Annotated in this window: 21 protein-coding genes; 2 read left to right on the top strand and 19 right to left on the bottom strand. The window is 66.7% G+C overall.

The window, feature by feature from the left end; genetic code table 11:
- Window positions 1-25: 25 nt before the first annotated feature.
- The 10 genes from OZ10_RS07775 to rlmD form a co-directional block, all read right to left on the bottom strand.
- Complete coding sequence (locus tag OZ10_RS07775; RefSeq protein WP_039564415.1) at window positions 26-1,297, bottom strand: FAD-dependent oxidoreductase; 1,272 nt, start codon at window positions 1,295-1,297, stop codon at window positions 26-28.
- 94 nt (window positions 1,298-1,391) lie between these two features.
- Window positions 1,392-1,598: a transcription antiterminator/RNA stability regulator CspE gene (cspE, locus tag OZ10_RS07770; protein WP_003488188.1), complete on the bottom strand. Its 207-nt coding sequence runs from the start codon at window positions 1,596-1,598 to the stop codon at window positions 1,392-1,394.
- 87 nt (window positions 1,599-1,685) lie between these two features.
- Window positions 1,686-2,438 carry an S-methyl-5'-thioinosine phosphorylase gene (locus OZ10_RS07765; protein ID WP_039406633.1) on the bottom strand — a complete coding sequence of 251 codons (753 nt, stop codon included), beginning with the start codon at window positions 2,436-2,438 and terminating at the stop codon, window positions 1,686-1,688.
- A 222-nt stretch (window positions 2,439-2,660) separates the two neighbouring features.
- Window positions 2,661-3,215, bottom strand: coding sequence for a hypoxanthine-guanine phosphoribosyltransferase (locus OZ10_RS07760; RefSeq protein WP_039406636.1), 555 nt, complete (start codon window positions 3,213-3,215; stop codon window positions 2,661-2,663).
- Complete coding sequence (gene nagZ / locus OZ10_RS07755; RefSeq protein WP_039564414.1) at window positions 3,215-4,216, bottom strand: beta-N-acetylhexosaminidase; 1,002 nt, start codon at window positions 4,214-4,216, stop codon at window positions 3,215-3,217. The genes OZ10_RS07760 and nagZ overlap by 1 nt, the downstream gene beginning before the upstream one ends.
- A 179-nt stretch (window positions 4,217-4,395) precedes the next feature.
- Window positions 4,396-5,973 (bottom strand): cryptochrome/photolyase family protein, encoded by a 1,578-nt coding sequence (locus tag OZ10_RS07750; RefSeq protein WP_039406710.1) that lies wholly within the window; start codon window positions 5,971-5,973, stop codon window positions 4,396-4,398.
- A gap of 154 nt (window positions 5,974-6,127) precedes the next feature.
- Window positions 6,128-7,168 carry an NAD(P)/FAD-dependent oxidoreductase gene (locus tag OZ10_RS07745; protein WP_039406641.1) on the bottom strand — a complete coding sequence of 347 codons (1,041 nt, stop codon included), beginning with the start codon at window positions 7,166-7,168 and terminating at the stop codon, window positions 6,128-6,130.
- Between the two features lie 15 nt (window positions 7,169-7,183).
- Window positions 7,184-7,867 (bottom strand): DsbA family oxidoreductase, encoded by a 684-nt coding sequence (locus tag OZ10_RS07740; protein WP_039406644.1) that lies wholly within the window; start codon window positions 7,865-7,867, stop codon window positions 7,184-7,186.
- A 168-nt stretch (window positions 7,868-8,035) separates the two neighbouring features.
- The gene (locus OZ10_RS07735) at window positions 8,036-8,527 is read right to left on the bottom strand and encodes a CYTH domain-containing protein (RefSeq protein ID WP_039406648.1); all 492 of its coding nucleotides are present in this window, start codon (window positions 8,525-8,527) and stop codon (window positions 8,036-8,038) included.
- Between the two features lie 175 nt (window positions 8,528-8,702).
- Window positions 8,703-10,037 carry a 23S rRNA (uracil(1939)-C(5))-methyltransferase RlmD gene (gene rlmD, locus OZ10_RS07730; RefSeq protein ID WP_039406651.1) on the bottom strand — a complete coding sequence of 445 codons (1,335 nt, stop codon included), beginning with the start codon at window positions 10,035-10,037 and terminating at the stop codon, window positions 8,703-8,705.
- A gap of 158 nt (window positions 10,038-10,195) precedes the next feature.
- Here rlmD and OZ10_RS07725 point away from each other — a divergent pair, with 158 nt between their 5' ends.
- Window positions 10,196-10,918, top strand: coding sequence for a response regulator (locus OZ10_RS07725; protein ID WP_039406654.1), 723 nt, complete (start codon window positions 10,196-10,198; stop codon window positions 10,916-10,918).
- Between the two features lie 137 nt (window positions 10,919-11,055).
- Here OZ10_RS07725 and recO read toward each other — a convergent pair whose 3' ends face one another.
- The 9 genes from recO to rpoE all read right to left on the bottom strand — a co-directional run bounded on the left by recO (window position 11,056) and on the right by rpoE (window position 20,052).
- Window positions 11,056-11,778: a DNA repair protein RecO gene (gene recO, locus OZ10_RS07720; protein ID WP_039406657.1), complete on the bottom strand. Its 723-nt coding sequence runs from the start codon at window positions 11,776-11,778 to the stop codon at window positions 11,056-11,058.
- A gap of 225 nt (window positions 11,779-12,003) precedes the next feature.
- The gene (gene era / locus OZ10_RS07715; protein WP_039406660.1) at window positions 12,004-12,900 is read right to left on the bottom strand and encodes a GTPase Era; all 897 of its coding nucleotides are present in this window, start codon (window positions 12,898-12,900) and stop codon (window positions 12,004-12,006) included.
- Window positions 12,897-13,577: a ribonuclease III gene (rnc, locus tag OZ10_RS07710; protein ID WP_039406713.1), complete on the bottom strand. Its 681-nt coding sequence runs from the start codon at window positions 13,575-13,577 to the stop codon at window positions 12,897-12,899. Before rnc ends, era begins: the two co-directional genes overlap by 4 nt.
- Window positions 13,567-13,974, bottom strand: a complete 408-nt coding sequence (locus OZ10_RS07705; protein ID WP_081419377.1) for a DUF4845 domain-containing protein — start codon at window positions 13,972-13,974, stop codon at window positions 13,567-13,569. Before OZ10_RS07705 ends, rnc begins: the two co-directional genes overlap by 11 nt.
- Window positions 13,975-14,775, bottom strand: a complete 801-nt coding sequence (gene lepB / locus OZ10_RS07700) for a signal peptidase I (RefSeq protein ID WP_039564413.1) — start codon at window positions 14,773-14,775, stop codon at window positions 13,975-13,977.
- 105 nt (window positions 14,776-14,880) lie between these two features.
- The gene (gene lepA, locus OZ10_RS07695; protein WP_039406669.1) at window positions 14,881-16,671 is read right to left on the bottom strand and encodes a translation elongation factor 4; all 1,791 of its coding nucleotides are present in this window, start codon (window positions 16,669-16,671) and stop codon (window positions 14,881-14,883) included.
- Window positions 16,672-16,863: 192 nt separating this feature from the next.
- The gene (locus OZ10_RS07690; RefSeq protein ID WP_039406671.1) at window positions 16,864-18,450 is read right to left on the bottom strand and encodes a DegQ family serine endoprotease; all 1,587 of its coding nucleotides are present in this window, start codon (window positions 18,448-18,450) and stop codon (window positions 16,864-16,866) included.
- 109 nt (window positions 18,451-18,559) lie between these two features.
- On the bottom strand, window positions 18,560-19,435 hold the full coding sequence (locus tag OZ10_RS07685) for a sigma-E factor negative regulatory protein (protein WP_039406675.1): 876 nt from the start codon (window positions 19,433-19,435) through the stop codon (window positions 18,560-18,562).
- A complete protein-coding gene (gene rpoE, locus OZ10_RS07680; protein WP_039406677.1) occupies window positions 19,432-20,052 on the bottom strand; it encodes an RNA polymerase sigma factor RpoE in 621 nt (206 codons plus the stop codon). The genes OZ10_RS07685 and rpoE overlap by 4 nt, the downstream gene beginning before the upstream one ends.
- A gap of 235 nt (window positions 20,053-20,287) precedes the next feature.
- Between rpoE and OZ10_RS07675 the strand changes: the two genes are divergently transcribed.
- Window positions 20,288-20,774 (top strand): enoyl-CoA hydratase-related protein (locus OZ10_RS07675; RefSeq protein ID WP_039564410.1); only part of this gene is annotated, 487 nt, incomplete at its 3' end.

Raw genomic sequence — 20,774 nt, 5'->3', positions numbered from 1 at the left:
AGCGCCGCGAATACGCCGGCCGACGCTACGACGCTACGGCCACTTCTGCCTTGTCGTCGGCCGCCTGCGCCACCGGTTGCGACAACGCCTCGACGAATTCCGGCGCCAACGCCAACTTGCCGAACCAACCATGCTGGGTGCCGCTGAGCACGCGCAACATGTGCCCGCGCCCGCCCGGCACACGTCCCATCGGGCGCAGCAGCAGATCGCGGCCCTGTGCCCAGAGATCGCGTTCTGACTGGAACAACGGCGTCAGCCAGCGGCTCCAGCGGTGATAGATCGCCACATGCGCCTGGCGTTCGCGTTGATACCGCTGCAGCGCCTCGTCCAGATCGCTGCCCGCACGCAATGCATCGCGCATGGCCAGCGCGTCGAGCAGGGCCATGTTCACGCCCTGCCCGAGCTGCGGGCTCATCGCATGCGCCGCATCGCCGGCAAGCACGAAGCGGCCGCGATGCCAGCGCGACACCACCGCATCGCGATAGCTCGCTCGGGCCAGTGCGCCATGCACCTGCACCGTGGCAAGCCGCGCGTGCGCTTCCGGCCACATCTGCGCCACCTCATCGCGCCAGGCGGCAATGCCGCGTTGTTCCCAGGCAACGAAATCGCTGCACGGCAGGCTCCAGAAAAAACTCAGCCGCGGGGTGTCATCGCCCGGGCGTGTGCCCACCGGCAGCAGGCCGATCATCTTGCGCGCGCCGATATAACGCTGGCGCAATTCGTCTACGAACGGCCAGTCGTCGCGCGGCAACAGGCACCACAGCGCGCCCCATGGATACACCCGATCCAGCCGGGTTCCCTGCGCCTGCGCGCGCAAGGTGGACGCCGAGCCATCGGCGGCGATGATCAGATCGAAAGGGCCGTGCCATTGCCCGCGTTGATCCTGCACGCGCACCCCGTCGTGGTCGATGGCGGTGATCTGCGTATCCACATGCAGTTGCGCGTGCTGCGGCCAGGCCTCGCGCAGCAGCGTAAACAAGGCGCCGCGCTGCATGCCCACACCCATCAGGCGCGTATCCAGATCGCGGTACTGCATGTCCATCACTGCGCGCCCGCAAGGCGTGTCGCCGTACAAGCGGCGCACCGGTGCGCCATGCGCAAGCGCCTGCGGCAGCAAACCCATGTTCCAGAGCACCTGCAGGCCGCTGGGCTGCAGCAAGAAGCCTGCGCCCACCGGCCCGGGCGCGGCGGCGCGCTCGAACACCTCCAGTTGATGCCCATCGGCCCCCAACAACACTGCCAGCGCCTGCCCCGCGGTTCCGTAGCCAACCACCGCAATCCGTAATGTTCGTTGCATCGTCCCTGCTCTGTTTCGTTATTGCTGCCCACGCACGACGGCGCAAAAAAAACCCCGCCGTGGCGGGGTTCTTCAACCGCACAATCGAGTCAGATTACTCGACCGGCGTGATGTTCGAAGCCTGGGCACCCTTGGGGCCCTGGGTCACGTCATAACTGACGCGCTGGCCTTCCTGCAGGCTGCGGAAGCCCTTGGAATTGATCGCGGAGAAGTGCGCGAAGACATCGGCGCTGCCGTCCTCCGGTGAGATGAAGCCAAATCCCTTGGCGTCGTTGAACCACTTGACGGTACCGTTCGGCATGGTGATGCGAGACCTTTGCAATAATTAATGGGTGGTGTACGGCGGTGCGTACGCGCCGAGTATGCAAAGCTTATTCCCCAATGACAATCACCCGCGTGCAAGTTCGCCAATCAGCTCCGGCAGGCCGGACGAGGCGGCATCCACGTTGGCCAATACGTCGGCCATGGTGATCTCCTGCGCGTCGCCGCAGCCGGCCGCCCAGTTGGCCACGATCGCCAGACACGCATATTCCAGGCCTTTTTCGCGCGCCAACCCCGCTTCGGGCATGCCGGTCATGCCGACCAGATCGCAACCGTCGCGACGCATCCGTGCGATCTCTGCAATCGTTTCCAGCCGTGGTCCTTGCGTCGCGCCATAGCAACCACCGGCCACCAGCGTGACGCCGGTCACCTTGGCGGCGGCAATCACCTTGCTGCGGAACATGGGCGAATACGGGTGGCCGAAATCCACATGCTGCACCTCGCTGCCGGGCTCTTCGCAGAAGGTGGAAATGCGGCCCCAGGTGTAGTCGATCAGTTGGTCTGGGCACGCCAGCGCGCGCGGCCCGAACTGGTCGGTGATGCCGCCTACCGTGTTGAGCGCAAGCACGCGCGAAGCGCCGATTTGCTGCAGCGCAGCGATGTTTGCGCGGTAGTTGACCTTGTGCGGCGGCAGCGAATGCCCCTCGCCGTGCCGGGCCAGGAACGCCACGCGATGGCCGAGCAACATGCCGACACGGATCGGCCCGGACGGTGCGCCATACGGGGTGTCGAGCTCATGCGTCTGCACGTCGTCGAGCTGCGCGAGCTTGTAGACACCGGTGCCGCCGATGACGGCCAGGGCGATGGAATTGGGGGACATGGGCGACCTCTGCTACGAACGGACGTGGATGCGCGCGGCGCGCGCCAGGTTGCCCGCGCAGTGGCGGGCCAGGACGAGCGACGCCGACGAGGCTGTCGGTGTCGCTATTGAACATGCAGGACTGCGATCTCCGCGTCCCCAGACACGGCGCGCGGCGTTGAGCCGCGTCCGCGCTGCTTGGAGCCCAGAGCGCAGCCGACACGCCCGGCCACGCCGCGTGGATTACTGCTTCATCGCGTAGATGGCGGGAATGCCACGCAGCTGCTCGTTGACGTCCATGCCGAAACCGAACACGTAGCGGTCTGCCACTTCCACTCCCACGTAGTCGGCGGTGACGCCGGGCACGCAGCGGTCGTGCCGCTTCACGGTCAGCACCGCCACGCGCACGTCGGTGGCGCCCTGCTCCAGGCACCACTGGCGCACGCCCTGCAGGGTGTAGCCCTCGTCGAGGATGTCGTCGACCAGGATCACCCGGCGGCCGAACAGTGCGGTGGCCGGGCGATGCTTCCACACCAGCTCGCCGCCAACGGTTTCGCCGCGGTAGCGGGTGGCATGCAGGTAATCGAACTGCAGGTCCTGGCCGCGTGCGCCGAGTTCCAGCGCCAGCTGGCCGGAGAACGGCAGCGCGCCGTGCATGATGGTGAGGTACACCGGCACTTCACCGGCGTAGTCGCGCGCGATGGCGTCGGCAATGGTGGACACGGCGGCATCGATGGCCGGGCGGTCGACCAGCAGATCGGCTTGGGCCAGGGCCTGGGAAATGGTGAGCGTGGACATCAGGCAATTGTTCCGAAAGAGGCAGAAGGAGTGTTGAAGGAAGCGTCGGTGCCAGCCAGCAGGCCATCCCAGCCGAGCGCGCCACGACCGATCAGCCCGATCAGGGCTGCAGTGTTGAGGCTGCGGCCCTGCACGGCCTGCAGCGATTCGTCGACCAGCTCCGGGTGGCAGACCAGCACCACGTCGCAGCCGGCATCCAGATGCGCATGCACCCGGCCGGCCACGCCACCGGCGCTGAACGAGGCCGCCATGCCGATGTCGTCGGAAAACACCACGCCGCGGAAGCCCAGCTGCCCACGCAGGATCTGCTCGATCCAGCGCGGCGAGTAGCCTGCCGGTTCCGGCGCGACCTGCGGGTAGACCACGTGCGCCATCATCACCGCGTCGGCACCGGCCTCGATCCCGGCCACGAACGGCACCAGATCTTCAGCCTGCAGCACCTCCAGCGGTCGCGGGTCGCTGGCGTGGTCGACGTGGGTGTCTTCCAGCACCGTGCCGTGGCCGGGGAAATGCTTGAGCGTGGCGGCCATGCCCGCGCCGTGCAGCGCCTGCACATAGGCACGGGTGAAGGTGGCCACGATGTGCGGGTCGTCGCTGAAGGCGCGATCGCCGATGGCGCGGTTGCCGCGGCCCAGGTCCACCACCGGCGCGAAGCTCAGATCCACGCCGCTGGCACGCACCTCGCTGGCCATCAGCTGCGCGTGCGCACAGGCCGCGGCCAGCGCAGCCTCGGGGTCCTGCGCGTACTGCTCACCGAAGCGCTGCAACGGCGCCAGCGCGCTGAAGCCCTCGCGAAACCGCTGCACGCGTCCGCCCTCCTGGTCCACACAGATCAACACCGGGCGCGGCGCGGCGGCGCGGATGGATGCCGACAACGCGGCCACCTGCGTGCGCGAGGCGAAGTTGCGCGTGAACAGCACCACGCCGGCAACCGCATCGTGCTGCAGCCAGTCGCGTTCCTGTGCGCTGAGTTCGGTACCGGCAACGCCGATCAGAAGCATGTTGGGGGACTCCCGGGCCAGGCGCCACGAGGGCGCAGCGCGGCATTGTCGCAGATGCGCGTTGCAGCGTCAGATCGCGCATTCAGGCGGGCGTTGGATCGGCAGGCTGGCGAGCACGCGCGCTGAGCGCACGTACAGAGCGCCCGGCGACCGCGCCCCGGCCCGCACCCGCAACGGCTTCAGAGCACGTCCAGATGTGCCCGCCAATGCGCGGCCTGGGCCTGGATGCCCTCCAGCACCTCGGGTGCCATGCCATCGAGCTGCCGGTACGGCATCGCCAGCCGCTCGTTGCCGCCCAGCAGCGGGCGCTGCCGCGCAAGGAAATCCCAGTACAACGCGTTGTACGGGCAGGCCTTGGCACCGGTACGCGCCTTGCGCTGATACCTGCACCCGGCGCAGTAATCGCTCATGCGGTCGATGTAGGCCGCGCCACTGATGTAGGGCTTGCTGCCGAGCAGGCCGCCATCGGCAAACTGGCTCATGCCCACCGTATTGGGCAGCTCCACCCATTCGAACGCATCGATATACACGCCCAGATACCAGCGATGCAGCGCTTGCGGGTCCAGCCCCGCCAGCAGCGCAAAATTGCCGATCACCATCAGCCGCTGGATGTGGTGCGCGTGCGCATTGGCCAGCGAGTTGCCGACGGCATCGGCCAGGCAGCGCATGCCGACCTGTCCATCCCAGAACCAGTGTGGCAGCGGCGCATGCTGATCCAGGCGATTGGTGTGGGCGTACTCGGGCATCTGCGACCAGTACACACCGCGCACGTATTCGCGCCAGCCCAGGATCTGGCGAATGAAGCCTTCCACCGACGCCAGGGGCGCCTGCCCGCGATGCCATGCCGCCTCGGCGCGCGCAATCACCTCGGCCGGGTGCAGCATCTTGACGTTGAGCGCGAACGACAGCAGCGAGTGGAACAGTCGCGGGCTGCGGGTACTCATCGCATCTTCGTAGCGACCGAAGTCCGGTAACGCCTGCGCGATAAAGGCATCCAGCTGCTGCAGCGCTTCGTTGCGATCCAGTGGCCAGGGCAATGCCTCGGCGCTGGGCGCTCCGAAACTGCGCACGCCGGCGGCTTCGATGCTGCGCCACAACGCGCGGTGGTCGTGCGCTATACGCCAGTCCTGCGGCGCGGGCGGATCGCCCGGCCACGGCGCGCGGTTGTCGTGATCGAAATTCCAGCGCCCGCCCTGCGGTTCTCCGGCCGGGTCGAGCAGGATGCGATGGCGGCGGCGCATGTAGCGGTAAAACACTTCCATGCGCCACTGGCTGCCCGCACCAAAGCATGCAGCGACCTCCTCGCGCGCGGTCAGGAAATGTTCGCTGTCGACCATGCGCGTGGCAAACGCACGGCCTGCACTCCATTGCCGCAGCGCTTGATCCAGCCGCCATTCGTCCGGCGCCTGGTAGTCCAGCTGGCCGGCGCGGTAGTGCGCCATCAGCGCATCGAGATTGGCAGGGATGGACTGCCGATTACTGGGGTTGTCGATCGCGACATGGCGCACCCGATGCCCGGCTTGCCGCAGCCCGGCCGCAAACGCGCGCATCGCTGCGAAGATCGCCAGGATCTTCTGCGCGTGATGCAGCACGTAGTCGGTTTCCTCGCGCACTTCCATCAGCACGTAGACCACACCGGGGTCGCGGGTCGCGAACCAGCTGTGCTGCGGATTGAGCTGGTCGCCCAGGATCAGCCGCAGCGTATGTGCAGGCGCCTGTGCGGTGCTGTCGGCAGAGGCCGGAGCGGCGTCAGGCATCAGCAAAGACCCTGCCGGTACGCACGGCCCATGCATCGCCCGGCGCTGCGCTCAACCATGCGCCATGACACCGCGTGCTGTATCGCGCAGTACGCCAACCCCGCAAGCGAGGCGCTGCCGCCGTGTCTCGTTGTTGCGCAGACGCAGCCCCGACTCACGCATCGGCACTGTCGGCGGCATGACCCGCACAGACCTGCTGCGCCAGCGCAGTTCCGCTTTGCCAGGCGCCTTCGACCTTGCCGCCGGCCAACCAGTCACCGCAGATGCCGATGCCACGCTGCCCGTCCCACACGCAGCCAAGCTGCAGTGGCGGCTCGGTACTTGCGACCGTCCATCCAAACGCATCGCAGGCGTGCGGCAGCGGCAGCGGCAGGCCAAGCGCCGCCAATTCCGGCAACAGGTGCGCGATGACCTCGGCAGGCGATGCATCGCGATGGGCCCGGCTCCACTCGGCAGTGGCGTGCAGCAGCCAGGTCTCCGGGCCGCCTCGCCCCGGTTTGCTGGAATCGCGCGCGGCCCAGCGCAATGGCCCGGCATTGACGAACAACGCGTCATAGCCGGGATCGATGCGTGCATCGAAGCGCAGCACCAGCGCCCACGCAGGCTGCATCCGTGCACTGCGGGCAATCTCGCACAGCGCAGGCGCAATCTTGGCGAGCAATATTGCCGCTTCGGGCGCCGGAAGCGCGAACAACAGCGTATCGACACCGTGCGGCGCAGCGCCGTCCTGCACATCCACCGCCCAGCCCTGCCCGCTACATTGCAGCGTGCGCAGCTTCGCGTGCATGCGCACATCCAGGCCCGCCGCAAGCGCACGCGCCGGGGCTGCCATGTCCGGCACGCCGACAAAACGCGCCAGCGCGCTCTGCGACAGGCGCCGCTCTGCGCCATCCCAGCTTGCGATGCGCACCGGCCAGCGCGCGGCAACACCGGCGCCCATCCACGCGTCGACCACCGACGCAAACGCCGGATCGCGTGCGGTGAAATACTGTGCCCCGGTATCGCATTGCCAGCGGGCGCATGCGTGGCCACGCATGCGCCCGCCGGGTGCGTCGCCTTGCTCGTACACCGTGACCGCATGGCCGGCAGCGTGCAGGGCGTCGGCGCAGGCAAGGCCCGCCAGGCCGGCGCCGATCACCGCAATCGTGAGCGGACGGTGCGGACCGGCTGTCTGGTCAGTGGCTGGCAGAGGCATCGCGCAACCGGTCGATCAGACCGGGCAGCCATCCGGCCCGCAGGCGTCCGGGCCGCCGACCGGTACCGACTCGGCGGCCAACTGCAACAGGGCCTGCGCAAAGCTGTCAGCTGGCTGCGCGCCCTGGATCAGGCTGCGCCCGTCGATCACGAAACTGGGCACCGCGCGAATGCCCAGCGCACCGGCCTGCGCCAGCTGCGCCTGGACCTCGACGGTGCCTTCGTCGGAGTCGAGCATCGCCTGCACGCGCGCGGCGGCGAGACTGCCGGCCTCACCGGCACGCAGCAAGGTCTCGGTCGCCGCTACATTGCGGCCTTCGGCAAAGTGCGCATGAAACAGCGCTTCCATCACCGCACCGACATCGCCTTCGTGCGTGGCCAACCACAACAGCCGATGCGCACGCAGCGTACTCACCTGTACCTGGCCGCGCCCGAAGTCGAACGGCAGGCCCTCCGCACGCGCGGTCGCCTGGGTCTGCGCCAGCATCTGCTCGACACGCGCGACCCCGCCGAACTTGCGCGCCAGCGCGTCGCGCAACGGTACCGGCTCGGCGCCAGCGTCCGGATCCAGCTCGAAGGCGTGGTAGTGGATGTCCAGCACCGGCGCCCTTGCGCCCAGCGCTGCGACGGCCTGTTCAAACCGGCGCTTGCCGATCCAGCACCAGGGGCAGACTACGTCGGACCAGATGTCGATGCGCATGAGCGGGGATTGGGGATTGGGCATTTGGGATTCGCAGAGCATAAGCCCAATCGCTGCAGCGGAAATTAGAAATGAGTGAGGGGAATGCCCGGAAAGCATCGATCAGCGCGGCACCGCACCCTGCCCTTGCGAATCCCGAATCCCGACTCCCGAATCCCCGCTCCTGAATCACCCGGCCCAGCGCGAAAACGGATGCGATGCCAGGGCCAGATTGTAGTACCGCGTGTCGTCGGTCACTTCCGCACCGATCCACTCGGGCCTGGCAAAGGCTTCGTCGGCGCTGGCGAGCTCGATCTCGGCCACCACCAGCCCGGCGTTGTCGCCGAGAAATTCGTCTACTTCCCACACATGGCCCTGGTACTCGACCAGATGCCGGCGCTTGTCGATCAGCCCGCCCACGCACAGGTCGAGCAGCGCGCGCGCATCGGCGAGGGGAATCGGGTACTCGAACTCCTGACGGGTATGCCCCACCTCACGCGACTTCAGATTCAAGAACGCGCCCTCGCCCTGCACACGCACACGCACCGATGCATTCTGCGCCCCGCTACGCAACGCCGCCTGGTCATTGATGTAGCCCTGCGCCATCGGAATCACCGCATGCGCGGCAGCACGCCACCCATCGCCGGAGACGAGAAACTTGCGTTCGATTTCTAGAGGCATGGGATTCGGGATTTGGAATTGGGGATTTGCTACAGCAACGCACTGCATGCCTGTGGGGCCCTTGCCAAGACCCCGCAGTACCAGGGGCAATGCTTCGATCTGACGCTGGGGTGAGCGATTAGCGAAAGGACACATCACGACTCGCCGTTGCGAATCCCCAATGCCCAATCCCCAATCACCGCTTCTCGAACACCGCAATGCTCTCCACATGGGCGGTATGCGGGAACATGTCCATCGCACCGGCCGACACCAGCGTAAAGCCTTGCTCGTTGACCAGATAACCGGCGTCGCGCGCCAGCGAGCCCGGGTGGCAGCTGACATAGACGATGCGTTCGAACTTCTTCAGCGGCAATTGCTGCAGCACTTCCAGCGCACCGGAGCGCGGCGGGTCCAGCAGCAGCTTGTCGAAGCCCTGGCGCATCCAGGGCGCACTGCGCTGGTCCTGGGTCAGGTCGGCCGCATGGAACTGCGCATTGTGCAAGCCGTTGCGCTGGGCATTGTCCTTGGCGCGCGCGACCAGCCCGGCATCGCCTTCCACCCCGACCACCTCGCGCACGGTGCGCGCCAGCGGCAGGGTGAAGTTGCCCAACCCACAAAACAGATCGAGCACGCGGTCATCGGGCGTGGCATCGAGCAACGCGAGCGCGTGCGCGATCATCTTCTGGTTGAGCGAGGCGTTGACCTGGATGAAATCCAGCGGACGGAAGGCCAGTTCCACATCCCACTGCGGCAGGCGAAACGACAGCGGCACCTCTTGCGGCCACAGCGGATGCACGCTGTCCACGCCGCCGGGCTGCAGGAAGATCGCAAAGCTGTGCTCCTGCGCGAACGCCACCCAGGCCTGTTGGTCGCGCTCGCTGAGCGGCTGCATGTGGCGAATGGTCAGGGCCACCGCATCGTCGCCGGCGATGAATTCGATCTGCGGAATATCGCGCTTGCCATCCATGCCCTCGACCAGCGCGGCCAGCAGCGGGATCTTGTCGCCGATCTGCGGGATCACCGTGTAACAGACCGACAGGTCGGCCACGAAACGTGGGTCGAGCTCGCGGAAGCCGACCAGGGTCTTGTCTTTCTTCTCGACCCGGCGCACCGAGAAACGGCCCTTGCGGCGATAGCCCCAGTTGTCGCCGGTGAGCGCAGGCAGCACGGTCTGCGGGCTGACGTGGCCGATGCGTTCAAGATTGTCCATCAGCACCCGCTGCTTGGCCACGATCTGCTGCGATTCCTCGAGATGCTGCAACACGCAGCCGGCACAGACACCGAAATGCGGGCAGCGCGGGGTCACACGCTGCGGGGAGGCCTCCAGCACCTCCACCGTCTTGGCCTCGTCGAAATGGCGGCTACGCGCGGTGGGTTCGGCACGCACCAGCTCACCGGGCAGGGCGCCGCTGATGAAGGTGACCTTGCCGCCCTCGCCGTCACGGCGCGCAACGCCGCGCCCGTCATGGCTCAGGTCGGTGATGGCAGTCTGGAAGGGAGTACGGTCTAAACGGTTTCGGGTTCTGGCCACGTGGCGACGAGCTGCGGGCAAAAAGGGTGCGTATTGTCGCAGATGCGATCGACGGAGGCCGCGCCGCCTGGCGCGGCAATTGTGGCGCCCCGCAAACACAGGCAAACTGCATGTGCGCGCGGCAGCACAGGACGCGGCATCGCTGACAAGGAGGCAGCATGAATATGGCGACACGTCAGGAACCCCATCCACGACTCTTGTTGGTGGAAGACGACCCGATCAGCCGTGGCTTCCTGCAGGCCGCGCTGGAGGGCCTTCCGGCCCAGGTGGATTGCGCCGATTCATTGTCCTCGGCGCTGGATCGCGCGCGCGGCCATCGCCACGACCTATGGCTGATCGACGTCAATCTTCCCGATGGCACCGGAAGCGGGCTGCTGCGGGCGCTGCGCCTGCTGCATCCTGACGTCCCCGCGCTGGCGCACACCGCCGACGGCAACATGGCGATGCAGCGCGGTCTGCAGTCCGATGGATTTCTGGAAATGCTGGTCAAGCCGTTGAGCACCGAGCGCCTGTTGCAGGCGGTGCGCCGCGGCCTGGCGCGCGGCCGCTACAGCGTGGCGCCGGTCGGCGTGGTGGACATCGCGGCCAGCGACTGGGACGAGGCCGCGGCACTGAGCGCCCTCAACGGTCAGCAGCATCATCTCAACGCCTTGCGCGAATTGTTCCTGGCGGAGCTGCCGGGCACGCGGGATGCGGTGACCTCGGCATTGAACGTCAGCGATGAGCAGGCACTGCGCAATCACCTGCATCGGCTGCAGGCCAGTTGCGGTTTCGTCGGGGCCGCCCGGCTTGCCGGCGCGGTGCGGCTGCTGCGCGGCGACCCGCAATCGCGGGCCGCACAGACCCAGTTCCACGCGGCGGTGGCGGCGTTACTGCACTGAGTTGCGCCCTGCGTTTGTGGCGAGCGCCCCAGGGCGCGAGCCCGGAGTGCGACGTTGGCCTGGTCAACATCGGAGATACAGCGCGGCGCGATGGCAGGGCCGGGCCAGGTCGTGCATCGATGCCCGCCCTGCCCCGATCAGCGGCGTCGCGCCAGATCCTCGAGCATTTCCCAGGATTTGAGCCCGCGTCCGTTCAGATGATGCAGCAGCACGCTGCGCATGCTGCGCCGCAGGCCGGGCATATCCTCGGACGCCGGCAGGGTGTCTTGGCCCAGCGCCAGCAAGGCCGCACCGGTCACTGTCTCGCGCCGATCCTGTGCCAGGCGCTCGCTCAGCACCCGCATGGCGCCTTCCTGGGGATCGAGTCGATAGCGCGCTGCCGGGTCGATCGGTTGCCCCTCGCTGTCGTGCTGCAGATCGAAGCCGAACCCCAGCCCGTCCAGCACATCACGCTCGAACCGGCGCAGTCCCCAGGCCAGCGGCAGCCCGGTCGCCAGATGCGCGCGCGCCTGCGCATAGCACGCGTAGAGCTCAGGGACCGCATCGTTGCGCGGCGCAAGCCGCAGCAGCAGCTCGCTGATATAGAAGCCGGCCAACATGGCCTCGCCGAGCAAACGGGGCGCGGTGTCCAGCGCCTCGGCCTGGCGTAGCTGCGCAAGTTCGCCGCGCTGCACGGCGGTGAACTGGATCAGTTGCAGCGGCTGCAGCGCCGCGCGCAGCGCCTGCTTGCGCGGCCCCTGCACGCCCCGCGCCAGCAATCCGACCCGCCCGTGCTGCTCGGTCAGCACTTCCACCAGCAGGCTGGTCTCGCGCCAGGCACGCACATGCAGGACGAAGCCGTGTTCGTGTTCAATCAGCATGGGAGGGAAAGCCGGGACTGAGGACCCGGGACCGGGGAAAAGCGCCGGATCGGCCGTCGACCTGCAACGCGGCGCGGCGATCGGGGGCCGAGCCAATGCCGTCAGCGCAGCACGCGAATCTGAAAAATGCGAAAAAACGTCTTCCCGGCAGTATGCCGACCAGCTGCCTGACCCAGCCTTTCCCGAGTCCCCGGCCCCGGGTCCCGGGTCCCGGCCTTCCCGGCCTCATTCGTAGCCGAACGCCTTCAGCGCCGCCTCGTCATCCGACCAGCCTTCGCGCACGCGCACCCAGGTTTCCAGGAACACCTTGGCACCGAACAGCCGCTCCATCTGCAGACGCGCCTTGCCGCCGATTTCCTTCAGGCGGGTACCGCCCTTGCCGATCACGATCGCCTTCTGGCCTTCGCGCTCGACCCAGATCACCGCACCGATGCGCAGCAGCGCGCCATCTTCGGCAAAGCGCTCGATTTCCACGGTGGTGGCGTACGGCAATTCTTCGCCCAACTGACGCATCAGCTGCTCGCGCACCAGTTCACCGGCCAGGAAGCGCTGGCTGCGGTCGGTGATTTCGTCTTCGCCGAACATCGCCTCGGCCTCGGGCACCAGCTTGAGCAGGTCGCTCACCAGCGCGTCCAGGCCCTTGCGCTTGAGCGCAGAGACCGGGTGCACGGCGGCAAACGTGCGGCCCTCGCTGACCTGCGCCAGGAACGGGAACAGCGCGGTCTTGTCCTTGAGCCGGTCGACCTTGTTGACCACCAGCACCACCGGCACGCCGGCGTCGCTGAGCACGCGGAACGCCAGGGTGTCTTCCTCGTCCCACCGCCCGGCCTCGATCACCAGCACAGCGGCATCCACGCCTTCGAGCGAGCCGCGTGCGGCACGGTTCATCACCCGGTTCATCGCGCGCTTCTGCTCGCGGTGCAATCCGGGCGTGTCGACCAGCACCAGCTGCCCTTCCGGGAAGGTGGCAATCCCGAGCAGGCGATGCCGCGTGGTCTGCGGGCGATTGGAAACGATGCTGACCTTGGCGCCCACCAGGGCATTGGTCAGGGTGGATTTGCCGACATTGGGCCGGCCGATCACGGCAACGCTGCCGCTACGGTGGGAAGAGGGTTCGCTCACGTGTTTGAATCCAGTTGTGCGATGACGGTAGCCGCCGCCTGTTGTTCAGCAAGACGGCGCGACGTGCCCTGGCCTTCGGCACGGGCAATCGGCTGCTCCAGGATGCAGGCGACATGGAACTGCTTGGCGTGCTCGTCGCCGGTTTCGCTGATCAGCGCGTAATTAGGCAGCGGCAGCTGGCGCGCCTGCAGCCATTCCTGCAACCGGGTCTTGGGGTCTTTTTCTGCCTTGCCCACCGGCAATGCCGCCAGCGACGCTTCGAACCAGGGCAGCACCACCGCGCGGCAACGCTCGAACCCACAGTCCAGATAGATCGCCGCCACGACCGCTTCGACCGCGTCGGCCAGGATCGAATCGCGGCGATGGCCGCCGGACTTCAATTCGCCTGGTCCAAGCGTCAGCCGCTCGCCCAGATTCAGGGTGCGCCCGATCACGGCCAGGGCGCCTTCGCGCACCAGTTCGGCGCGCGCGCGCGTCAATGCGCCTTCGTCGGCCTTGGGCCAGCGCTGATACAGCGCCTCGGCGATCAGCAGGTTGACGATGCCGTCGCCAAGGAATTCCAGGCGCTCGTTATGCGGCGTCCCGGCACTGCGATGGCGCAGCGCCTGGGTGAGCAGACCCGGATCGGCGAAGGTGTGCCCGATCGGATCGCCGCGCTGGAAGGTTCTATTCGCCACCACGTCCGGTCATGTCCTGCGAGGTATCGAACTTGCCGACAATGTCCAAATTGCCGATCAGCTCGCGACGCACTTCGTAATTGACCTTCATGCGCCAGCCGCCATCCACACGCTCGAACTTGACGTCTTCCTTTTTGACGTTTTCCGAGTAGTTGATGTACAGGCGACGAAAGAACAGATCCTGCAGCTTGGACGGGTCCATGTTGGCACTGCCCGGCTCCTTGGCCAGACCCTTCATCGCCGTGCGTACCGAGTAATACTCCTGGTACATCGGAAACAGCTTCATCCCGATGTACAGGCCGAACCCGACCACCGCCAGCACCACCACGAACGACGTCAACGTCATACCGCTTTGCTTGCGCTTCATTGTGCTTCCCCCGGCACGCCGTGCGTGCATTTACTGGATTCCAGTCCCGATCCGCGATGGATCGAAACTCCCCTTGCAGAACCACCCTTCGCAATTGAGCCAGATCAAAAACGCCTTGCCGCGCAGATTGGCTTCCGGCAGGAAATGCGTCTGGGTCCAGAACCGGCTATCTTCGCTGTTGTCGCGATTGTCCCCCATCACGAAATAGCTGTCTGCCGGCACCGTCCAGTCGCCCTGACCGGCCGGCATGTTGCGGTCCACCCACTCCAGCACGGTATGCGTGCGGCCCGGCAGGTCCTCCACCAGCAGCGTGGTGCCGGTCATCTCGGCGCCCTTGCCCTTGCCGATGTACTCGCCCTTGACCGTATAGCGCATCGGCTTGTCGTTGATGTACAGGGTATCGCCGTGGAAGCCGATCTTGTCGCCCGGCAGGCCGACCACGCGCTTGATCCAGTTCTGGTCCGGCGCATGCGGCGGCTTGAACACCACCACGTCGCCACGCTTGGGCTCGCCGGTCGGGATGAACTTGGTGTTGGTGATCGGCAGACGGAAGCCGTAGGCAAACTTGTTGACCAGGATGAAATCGCCGATCAGCAGGTTGGGCATCATCGAGCTGGACGGAATCTTGTACGGCTCGGCCACGAAGCTGCGCAGGATCAACACCACCGCCAGCACCGGGAAGAAGGCGCGCGAGTAATCGATGATCGCCGGCTCGCTGTCCAGCAACCCGGCGCGTGCCGCGCGGCGCTTGGCCAGGAACAGCTTGTCCAGCAACCAGATGAAGCCGCTGCCCAGGGTCAGCACAACCAGGACGATTTCAAACCATTTCATTGATGTTCCTTCGGAACGGGATTCGGGATTGGAGACTAGAGATTCGCAACAGCAGGAAGGCGGACGAGCCGTTACCAATCCCGAATGACGAATCCCGAATCCCTGCTACTTATCCATCTGCAAGACAGCCAGGAAGGCCTCCTGCGGAATCTCCACGCGGCCGACCTGCTTCATGCGCTTCTTGCCTTCTTTCTGCTTTTCCAGCAGCTTTTTCTTGCGCGAAACGTCGCCACCATAGCACTTGGCCAACACGTTCTTGCGCATCGCCTTGACGGTGGAGCGCGAGATGATCTGCGAGCCGACGGCGGCCTGAATGGCGACGTCGAACATCTGCCGCGGAATCAGATCCTTCATCTTTTCGCACAGCTCGCGGCCGCGCCGGTCGGCATGGCTGCGGTGCACGATCAGTGACAACGCATCGACCTTGTCGCCGTTGATCAGCACGTCCACGCGCACGAAGGGGCCGGCATCAAAACGCACGAAGTGGTAATCCAGCGACGCGTAGCCACGGCTGACCGACTTGAGCTTGTCGAAGAAATCCAGCACCACCTCGGCCATCGGCAGCTCGTAGCTGATCTGCACCTGGCTGCCCAGGTAATTGATGCCGATCTGGGTGCCGCGTTTTTCTTCGCACAGCTTGATGATGTTGCCGATGTACTCCTCGGGAGTGAGCACATTGGCGCGGATGATCGGCTCGCGGATTTCCTCCACCAGGTTCAACTGCGGCAGCTTGGCCGGGTTGTCCATGTTGATGATCGAGCCGTCGGTCTTGAGCACTTCATACACCACGGTTGGCGCGGTGCTGATCAGGTCCAGGTTGTACTCGCGCTCCAGGCGTTCCTGCACGATTTCCATGTGCAACATGCCCAGGAAGCCGCAGCGGAAGCCGAAGCCCATCGCTTCGGAGCTTTCCGGCTCGAAGCGCAGCGCCGCATCGTTCAGGCGCAGCTTGTCCAGCGCTTCGCGCAGGTCCGGATAGTCCTCGGCATCGACCGGAAACAGGCCGGCGAACACGCGCGGCTGCATTTCCTGGAAACCGGGCAGCGCATGCGGCGCCGGGTCGGCCGCCAGGGTCAGGGTGTCGCCGACCGGTGCGCCATGCACGTCCTTGATCGAGGCATTGATCCAGCCCACTTCACCGGCGCCCAGTGCGGGCAGTTCCTTGCGCTTGGGCGTGAACACGCCGACCTTGTCGACCAGATGGGTGCGGCCGGTGGACATCACCAGGATCTTGCTGCCCGGCTTGATCTCGCCCTGCATCACGCGCACCAGCGAGACCACGCCCAGGTAGTTGTCGAACCAGGAATCGATGATCAGCGCCTGCAGCTTGTCGGTATCGCGCGGCTTGGGCGGCGGGATGCGATGCACGATCGCTTCCAGCACCAGATCGATGTTCAGGCCGGTCTTGGCGCTGACCGCCACGGCGTCTTCGGCGTCGATGCCGATCACCGCTTCGATCTCGGCCTTGGCGCGGTCGACATCGGCGGTGGGCAGGTCGATCTTGTTGAGCACCGGCACCACTTCCAGCCCCTGCTCCACCGCGGTGTAGCAATTGGCCACCGATTGCGCTTCCACGCCCTGCGCGGCATCCACCACCAGCAGCGCGCCTTCGCACGCGGCCAGCGAGCGGCTGACTTCATAGGAGAAGTCCACATGCCCGGGGGTGTCGATGAAGTTCAGGTGGTAGGTCTGCCCGTCCTTGGCCGTGTACGGCAAGGACACCGACTGCGCCTTGATGGTGATGCCGCGTTCGCGCTCGATCGGGTTGGAGTCGAGCACCTGGGCCTCCATCTCGCGCGCCTGCAGGCCGCCGCACAGCTGGATGATCCGGTCGGCCAGGGTGGATTTCCCGTGGTCGACGTGGGCAATGATGGAGAAGTTGCGGATATTCCGCATCGAATCAGAGGACATTGAGGTGGGCGCCGGCGCAGCCGTCGTCAGGGTAACGCAGCATTATCGCATGCTCGGCCCCTTTGGGGCCGGGGATTGGGGAATCGGGATTCGGGAATCGCAAAAGCAGGGCGGGCCGCGTAGAGCGGACCCGCTGCTGCCAATCCCGAATCCCAAATCACCAATCCCGCCCCCCCCTCAGCCGCCGGCCTTCAAGGCCACGTAGCTCGTCGCCTTGCCGTCGGTGACCAGCAGCATGACCACGTCGCCCTTCTTGTAGCTGGACAGCGCGCGATTGAGCTCGGCGACGCTGCCGACCTTGGTGCGGCCGACGCGCGCGATGACCAGACCCGGCGACAGCGGCGGCTGAGTGCTGCGCGCTGCGGCACCGGTAACTGCCGCGATCCGCACGCCCTCGCCGGCGTCCAGGCCCAGGCGGTTGCGTTCGGCGGCGGTGAGATCGGCCACCTGCAGGCCCAGCAAGGCCACGCTGGCCGGGGCCTCCGGCTTGGCGTCCTCGGCGGCGGAACGCGGTGCGGCGCTGTCGCTGCCATCCTGCAACGGGGCCAGGGTGACAGTGACCTGGCGCGGCTTGCCGTCGCGCAGCACATCGAGTGCCACCTTGGTGCCCGGCGCCATCAGGCCGATCATCGGCGGCAGATCGCTGGCCACCTCGATCGGCTTGCCATTGACCGAGCGGATCACATCGCCCACCTCGATCCCGGCCTTCGCGGCCGGGCTCCCTGCCGGAATGTCGTTGACCAGCGCGCCGCGCGTATCCGGCAACCCAAGGCCCTGCGCCTTGAGCGAATCGATCGGGCCGACCGCCACGCCCAGCATGCCGCGGCTCACGCGGCCGGTGGCCTTGATCTGCTCGGCGGCGCTGAAGGCCAGGTCGATCGGGATCGCAAAGCTGATTCCCATGTAGCCACCCGAGGCCGAGAAGATCTGCGAATTGATGCCGACCACCTCGCCGCGCGTATTGAGCAGCGGGCCGCCGGAGTTGCCCTGGTTGATCGCCACGTCGGTCTGGATGAAGGGCACATAGCGCTGATCGGCGTACGGGTTGCTGCGCCCGGTGGCGCTGACGATGCCGGCGGTGACCGAGTGGTCCAGGCCGAACGGCGAGCCGATCGCCACCACCCACTGACCCGGCTTGAGCGTGTTGGAATCGCCCAGACGCACCGTCGGCAGGCCCTTGGCCTCGATCTTGAGCAGCGCCACGTCGAACTGCTCGTCGCTGCCGACCACCTTGGCCTTGAACTCGCGGCGGTCGGTTAGCTTGACGGTAACCTCGCTGGCGCCATCGACCACGTGGTGATTGGTCAGCACATAGCCGTCGGCAGAAATGATGAAGCCCGAGCCCATCGACTTGCCGGCGATACCGCCATCATCATCGCCACCACCCTGCCCCGGCCCCTGGCGCGGGCCACCGGGCATCTGGAAATCCGGGCCGAAGAAACGCTTGAAGAACTCCGGCATCTCATCGTCGGGCATCGCGCCGCCGCCGCGACCGCCCGGGCCGCTGCGCTGCTGCCGTGCCATCGCGTCCTTGCGGGTAATGGTGGTTTCGATATTGACCACGCCCGGGCCGACCTGTTCGACCAAGTTGGTGAAATCCGGCAGGCCGGCGACCAGTTGCGGCGCCGGCGTAGTGCTGCGGTTGGCGGCGATCGGCGCACTGGCCTTGGCGGCCGGCGCGGGCGCCGTCTGCTGGGCACAGGCGGCCAGCGGCAAGGTCATGGCGATCAGGCCGAACACCTGGGTGCGGATGCGGTGGTTCATCGAGTTGCCTCCGATGGCAGGGCGACAGGGGCCGGAACCCGCGTGATGACGCGGGCCCGGCAAGATAACGGAAGGACGCGAGCCGACAGGATGAAGAGCGGCCGCCGGATCAGTCTTGCGGGAGCGATGCCGGCAGGGGCCGGTCCGGCGCCGGGTGACCCGTCGCCTGCGGCGCAGGTTCGAACGGGTAGAACGCCGGGCCCTGCCGGCTCTGGCTGAAACTGGCGTTGAGGGGGCTGTCGCCGGCGCCGGACAGCGCCGCGCGCGGCCACGGACGGGCCTGCAGCGTGGTGTCCGGATGCGTAAACGGATTGGATGACGCCGCCGGGGCCGCGACTGCCGGCACCGCCGGGGCCGCTGCCACCATGCGGGTCGGCGCCTGCTGCTGACGCGCAGCCGCACTACGGGCGACCTGCTGATTACGGGTGGCAGCGCCGCGCCGGGTCGACGCCAAGGCCGCCGCCGGCACCGCCGCAACCAGCGCGCCGCCGTCGCCCGGGCCCGCCGGGACCGGGGTTGCCGGCGCCTTTGGCAAGGCCGGCGGCGTGGCGGCGGCGGGCAGCTGCGCGGTGGTGGCGTACACCGGCACACGGGATGCCGGCGGCGCCGTCTCCGGCAGGCGCTCGCGTGCCATGAACAGGGCGATGGCCGCAACCGATGCCGCAATCGCTGCACCACCACCCCAGCGCCAGCGCGCCGCCGGGCGGGCAGCCTGCTGCTGCCGGGGAGCGGGTTCTTCGGCAATGGCTGTGCGCACACGCGCCGCAAAATCCAGCGGTGCCGGCGCACTGGCCGCACCGCGCAGCACGTCGCCGCACAGCTGCCAGCGCTCGTGGCAGCCGGCCAGCTCTTCGTCGTGGGCCAGACGGCGCAACAGAAAGCGCGACTCGTCTGCGCTCAATTCTCCGTCGACCAGCGCAGACAGCTGCTGGCGATAGTGAAGTTGGAACTTGTCGGTGGTGGACATGGCGGGGTTATGGCTCATACACGGTGTCGCTCACGGGTAGCGCTTTCGGTCTCCAGCAGAGGCCGCAGCTCGATGTCGATGGCCTCGCGCGCCCGGAAGATGCGCGAGCGCACCGTTCCGATCGGGCAATCCATCTTTCGCGCGATTTCCTCGTAACTCAGCCCTTCCACCTCGCGCAGGGTGATGGCCGACCGCAGTTCTTCCGGTAACGCTTGGACCGCACGCATCACCGTTTGTTCCAGCTCCTGTCGCATCAATTCGCGCTCCGGGGTGTCGGTGTCGCGCAGCCGGGTCGCCCCATCGAACTGCTCGGCATCGCTGATCTCGATGTCGTCGGTAGGCGGCCGGCGGTTGTGCGCCACCAGATGGTTCTTGGCAGTGTTCACGGCAATGCGGTGCAGCCACGTATAGAACTGGGAGTCGCCGCGGAAACTGTTGATCGCGCGGTACGCGCGCACAAAGGTGTCCTGGGCCACGTCCTGGCATTCGCTCCAGTCGGCGATGTAGCGCCCGATCAACGCGACGATCCGATGCTGGTATTTGCGCACCAGCACGTCGAACGCCGCGCTTTCGCCGCGCTGCACACGCCGGACCAGTTCCAGATCCAGCTCCTGAGGTGTATCGACTTCGGCCATATCGGGCCGCACTCCTGTCAGCCCACCGAAGTCGGGCAATGAGACCGCCATTGAAAGGAAAAGTTCATACCGCTCCGTACGACCGTCACGCATCAGGGTAGCGGCACCGATGCGCCGCTGGCGATGCCCGGAACGAGGCGCATGCCGTCCGGTCGACAGGGATGGGTATTTGACGTGAAGGAAACAACCTCTGGATGATAACGGCCTTTCCTTCTATTGCCGGACGGCCAGACGCATGCTTCCAGGTTTCGACGGGCTCCGATTCAGCCATTGGCAGGCCGACCTGCGCGAGGACGGCGTGGTCGTGCTCAGCCTTGATCGCCAGGGCGCACCGGTCAACGCATTTTCGCAGGAGGTGCTGCTCGAACTGGGCGCACTGGTCGAGCGGCTGGCGCTGGAGCCACCCAAGGGCGTGGTGTTGCGCTCGGGCAAGGCCAATGGATTCATCGCCGGCGCCGACCTGAAGGAATTCCAGGAATTCGATCGCAAGGGCACGGTCAACGATGCGATCCACCGCGGCCAGCAGGTCTTCCAGAAACTGGCCGAGCTGCCCTGCCCCACGGTGGCGGCGATCCATGGCTTCTGCATGGGCGGCGGTACCGAGATCGCGTTGGCGTGTCGCTACCGCGTGGCCTCCGATGACGCAAGCACGCGCATCGGCCTGCCGGAGACCAAGCTCGGCATCTTTCCCGGCTGGGGCGGCAGCGCCCGCTTACCACGCC

The sequence above is a fragment of the Xanthomonas cannabis pv. cannabis genome (genome assembly GCF_000802365.1).
Taxonomy (GTDB): domain Bacteria; phylum Pseudomonadota; class Gammaproteobacteria; order Xanthomonadales; family Xanthomonadaceae; genus Xanthomonas; species Xanthomonas cannabis.
This window is presented reverse-complemented; position numbering and strand designations above follow the sequence as displayed.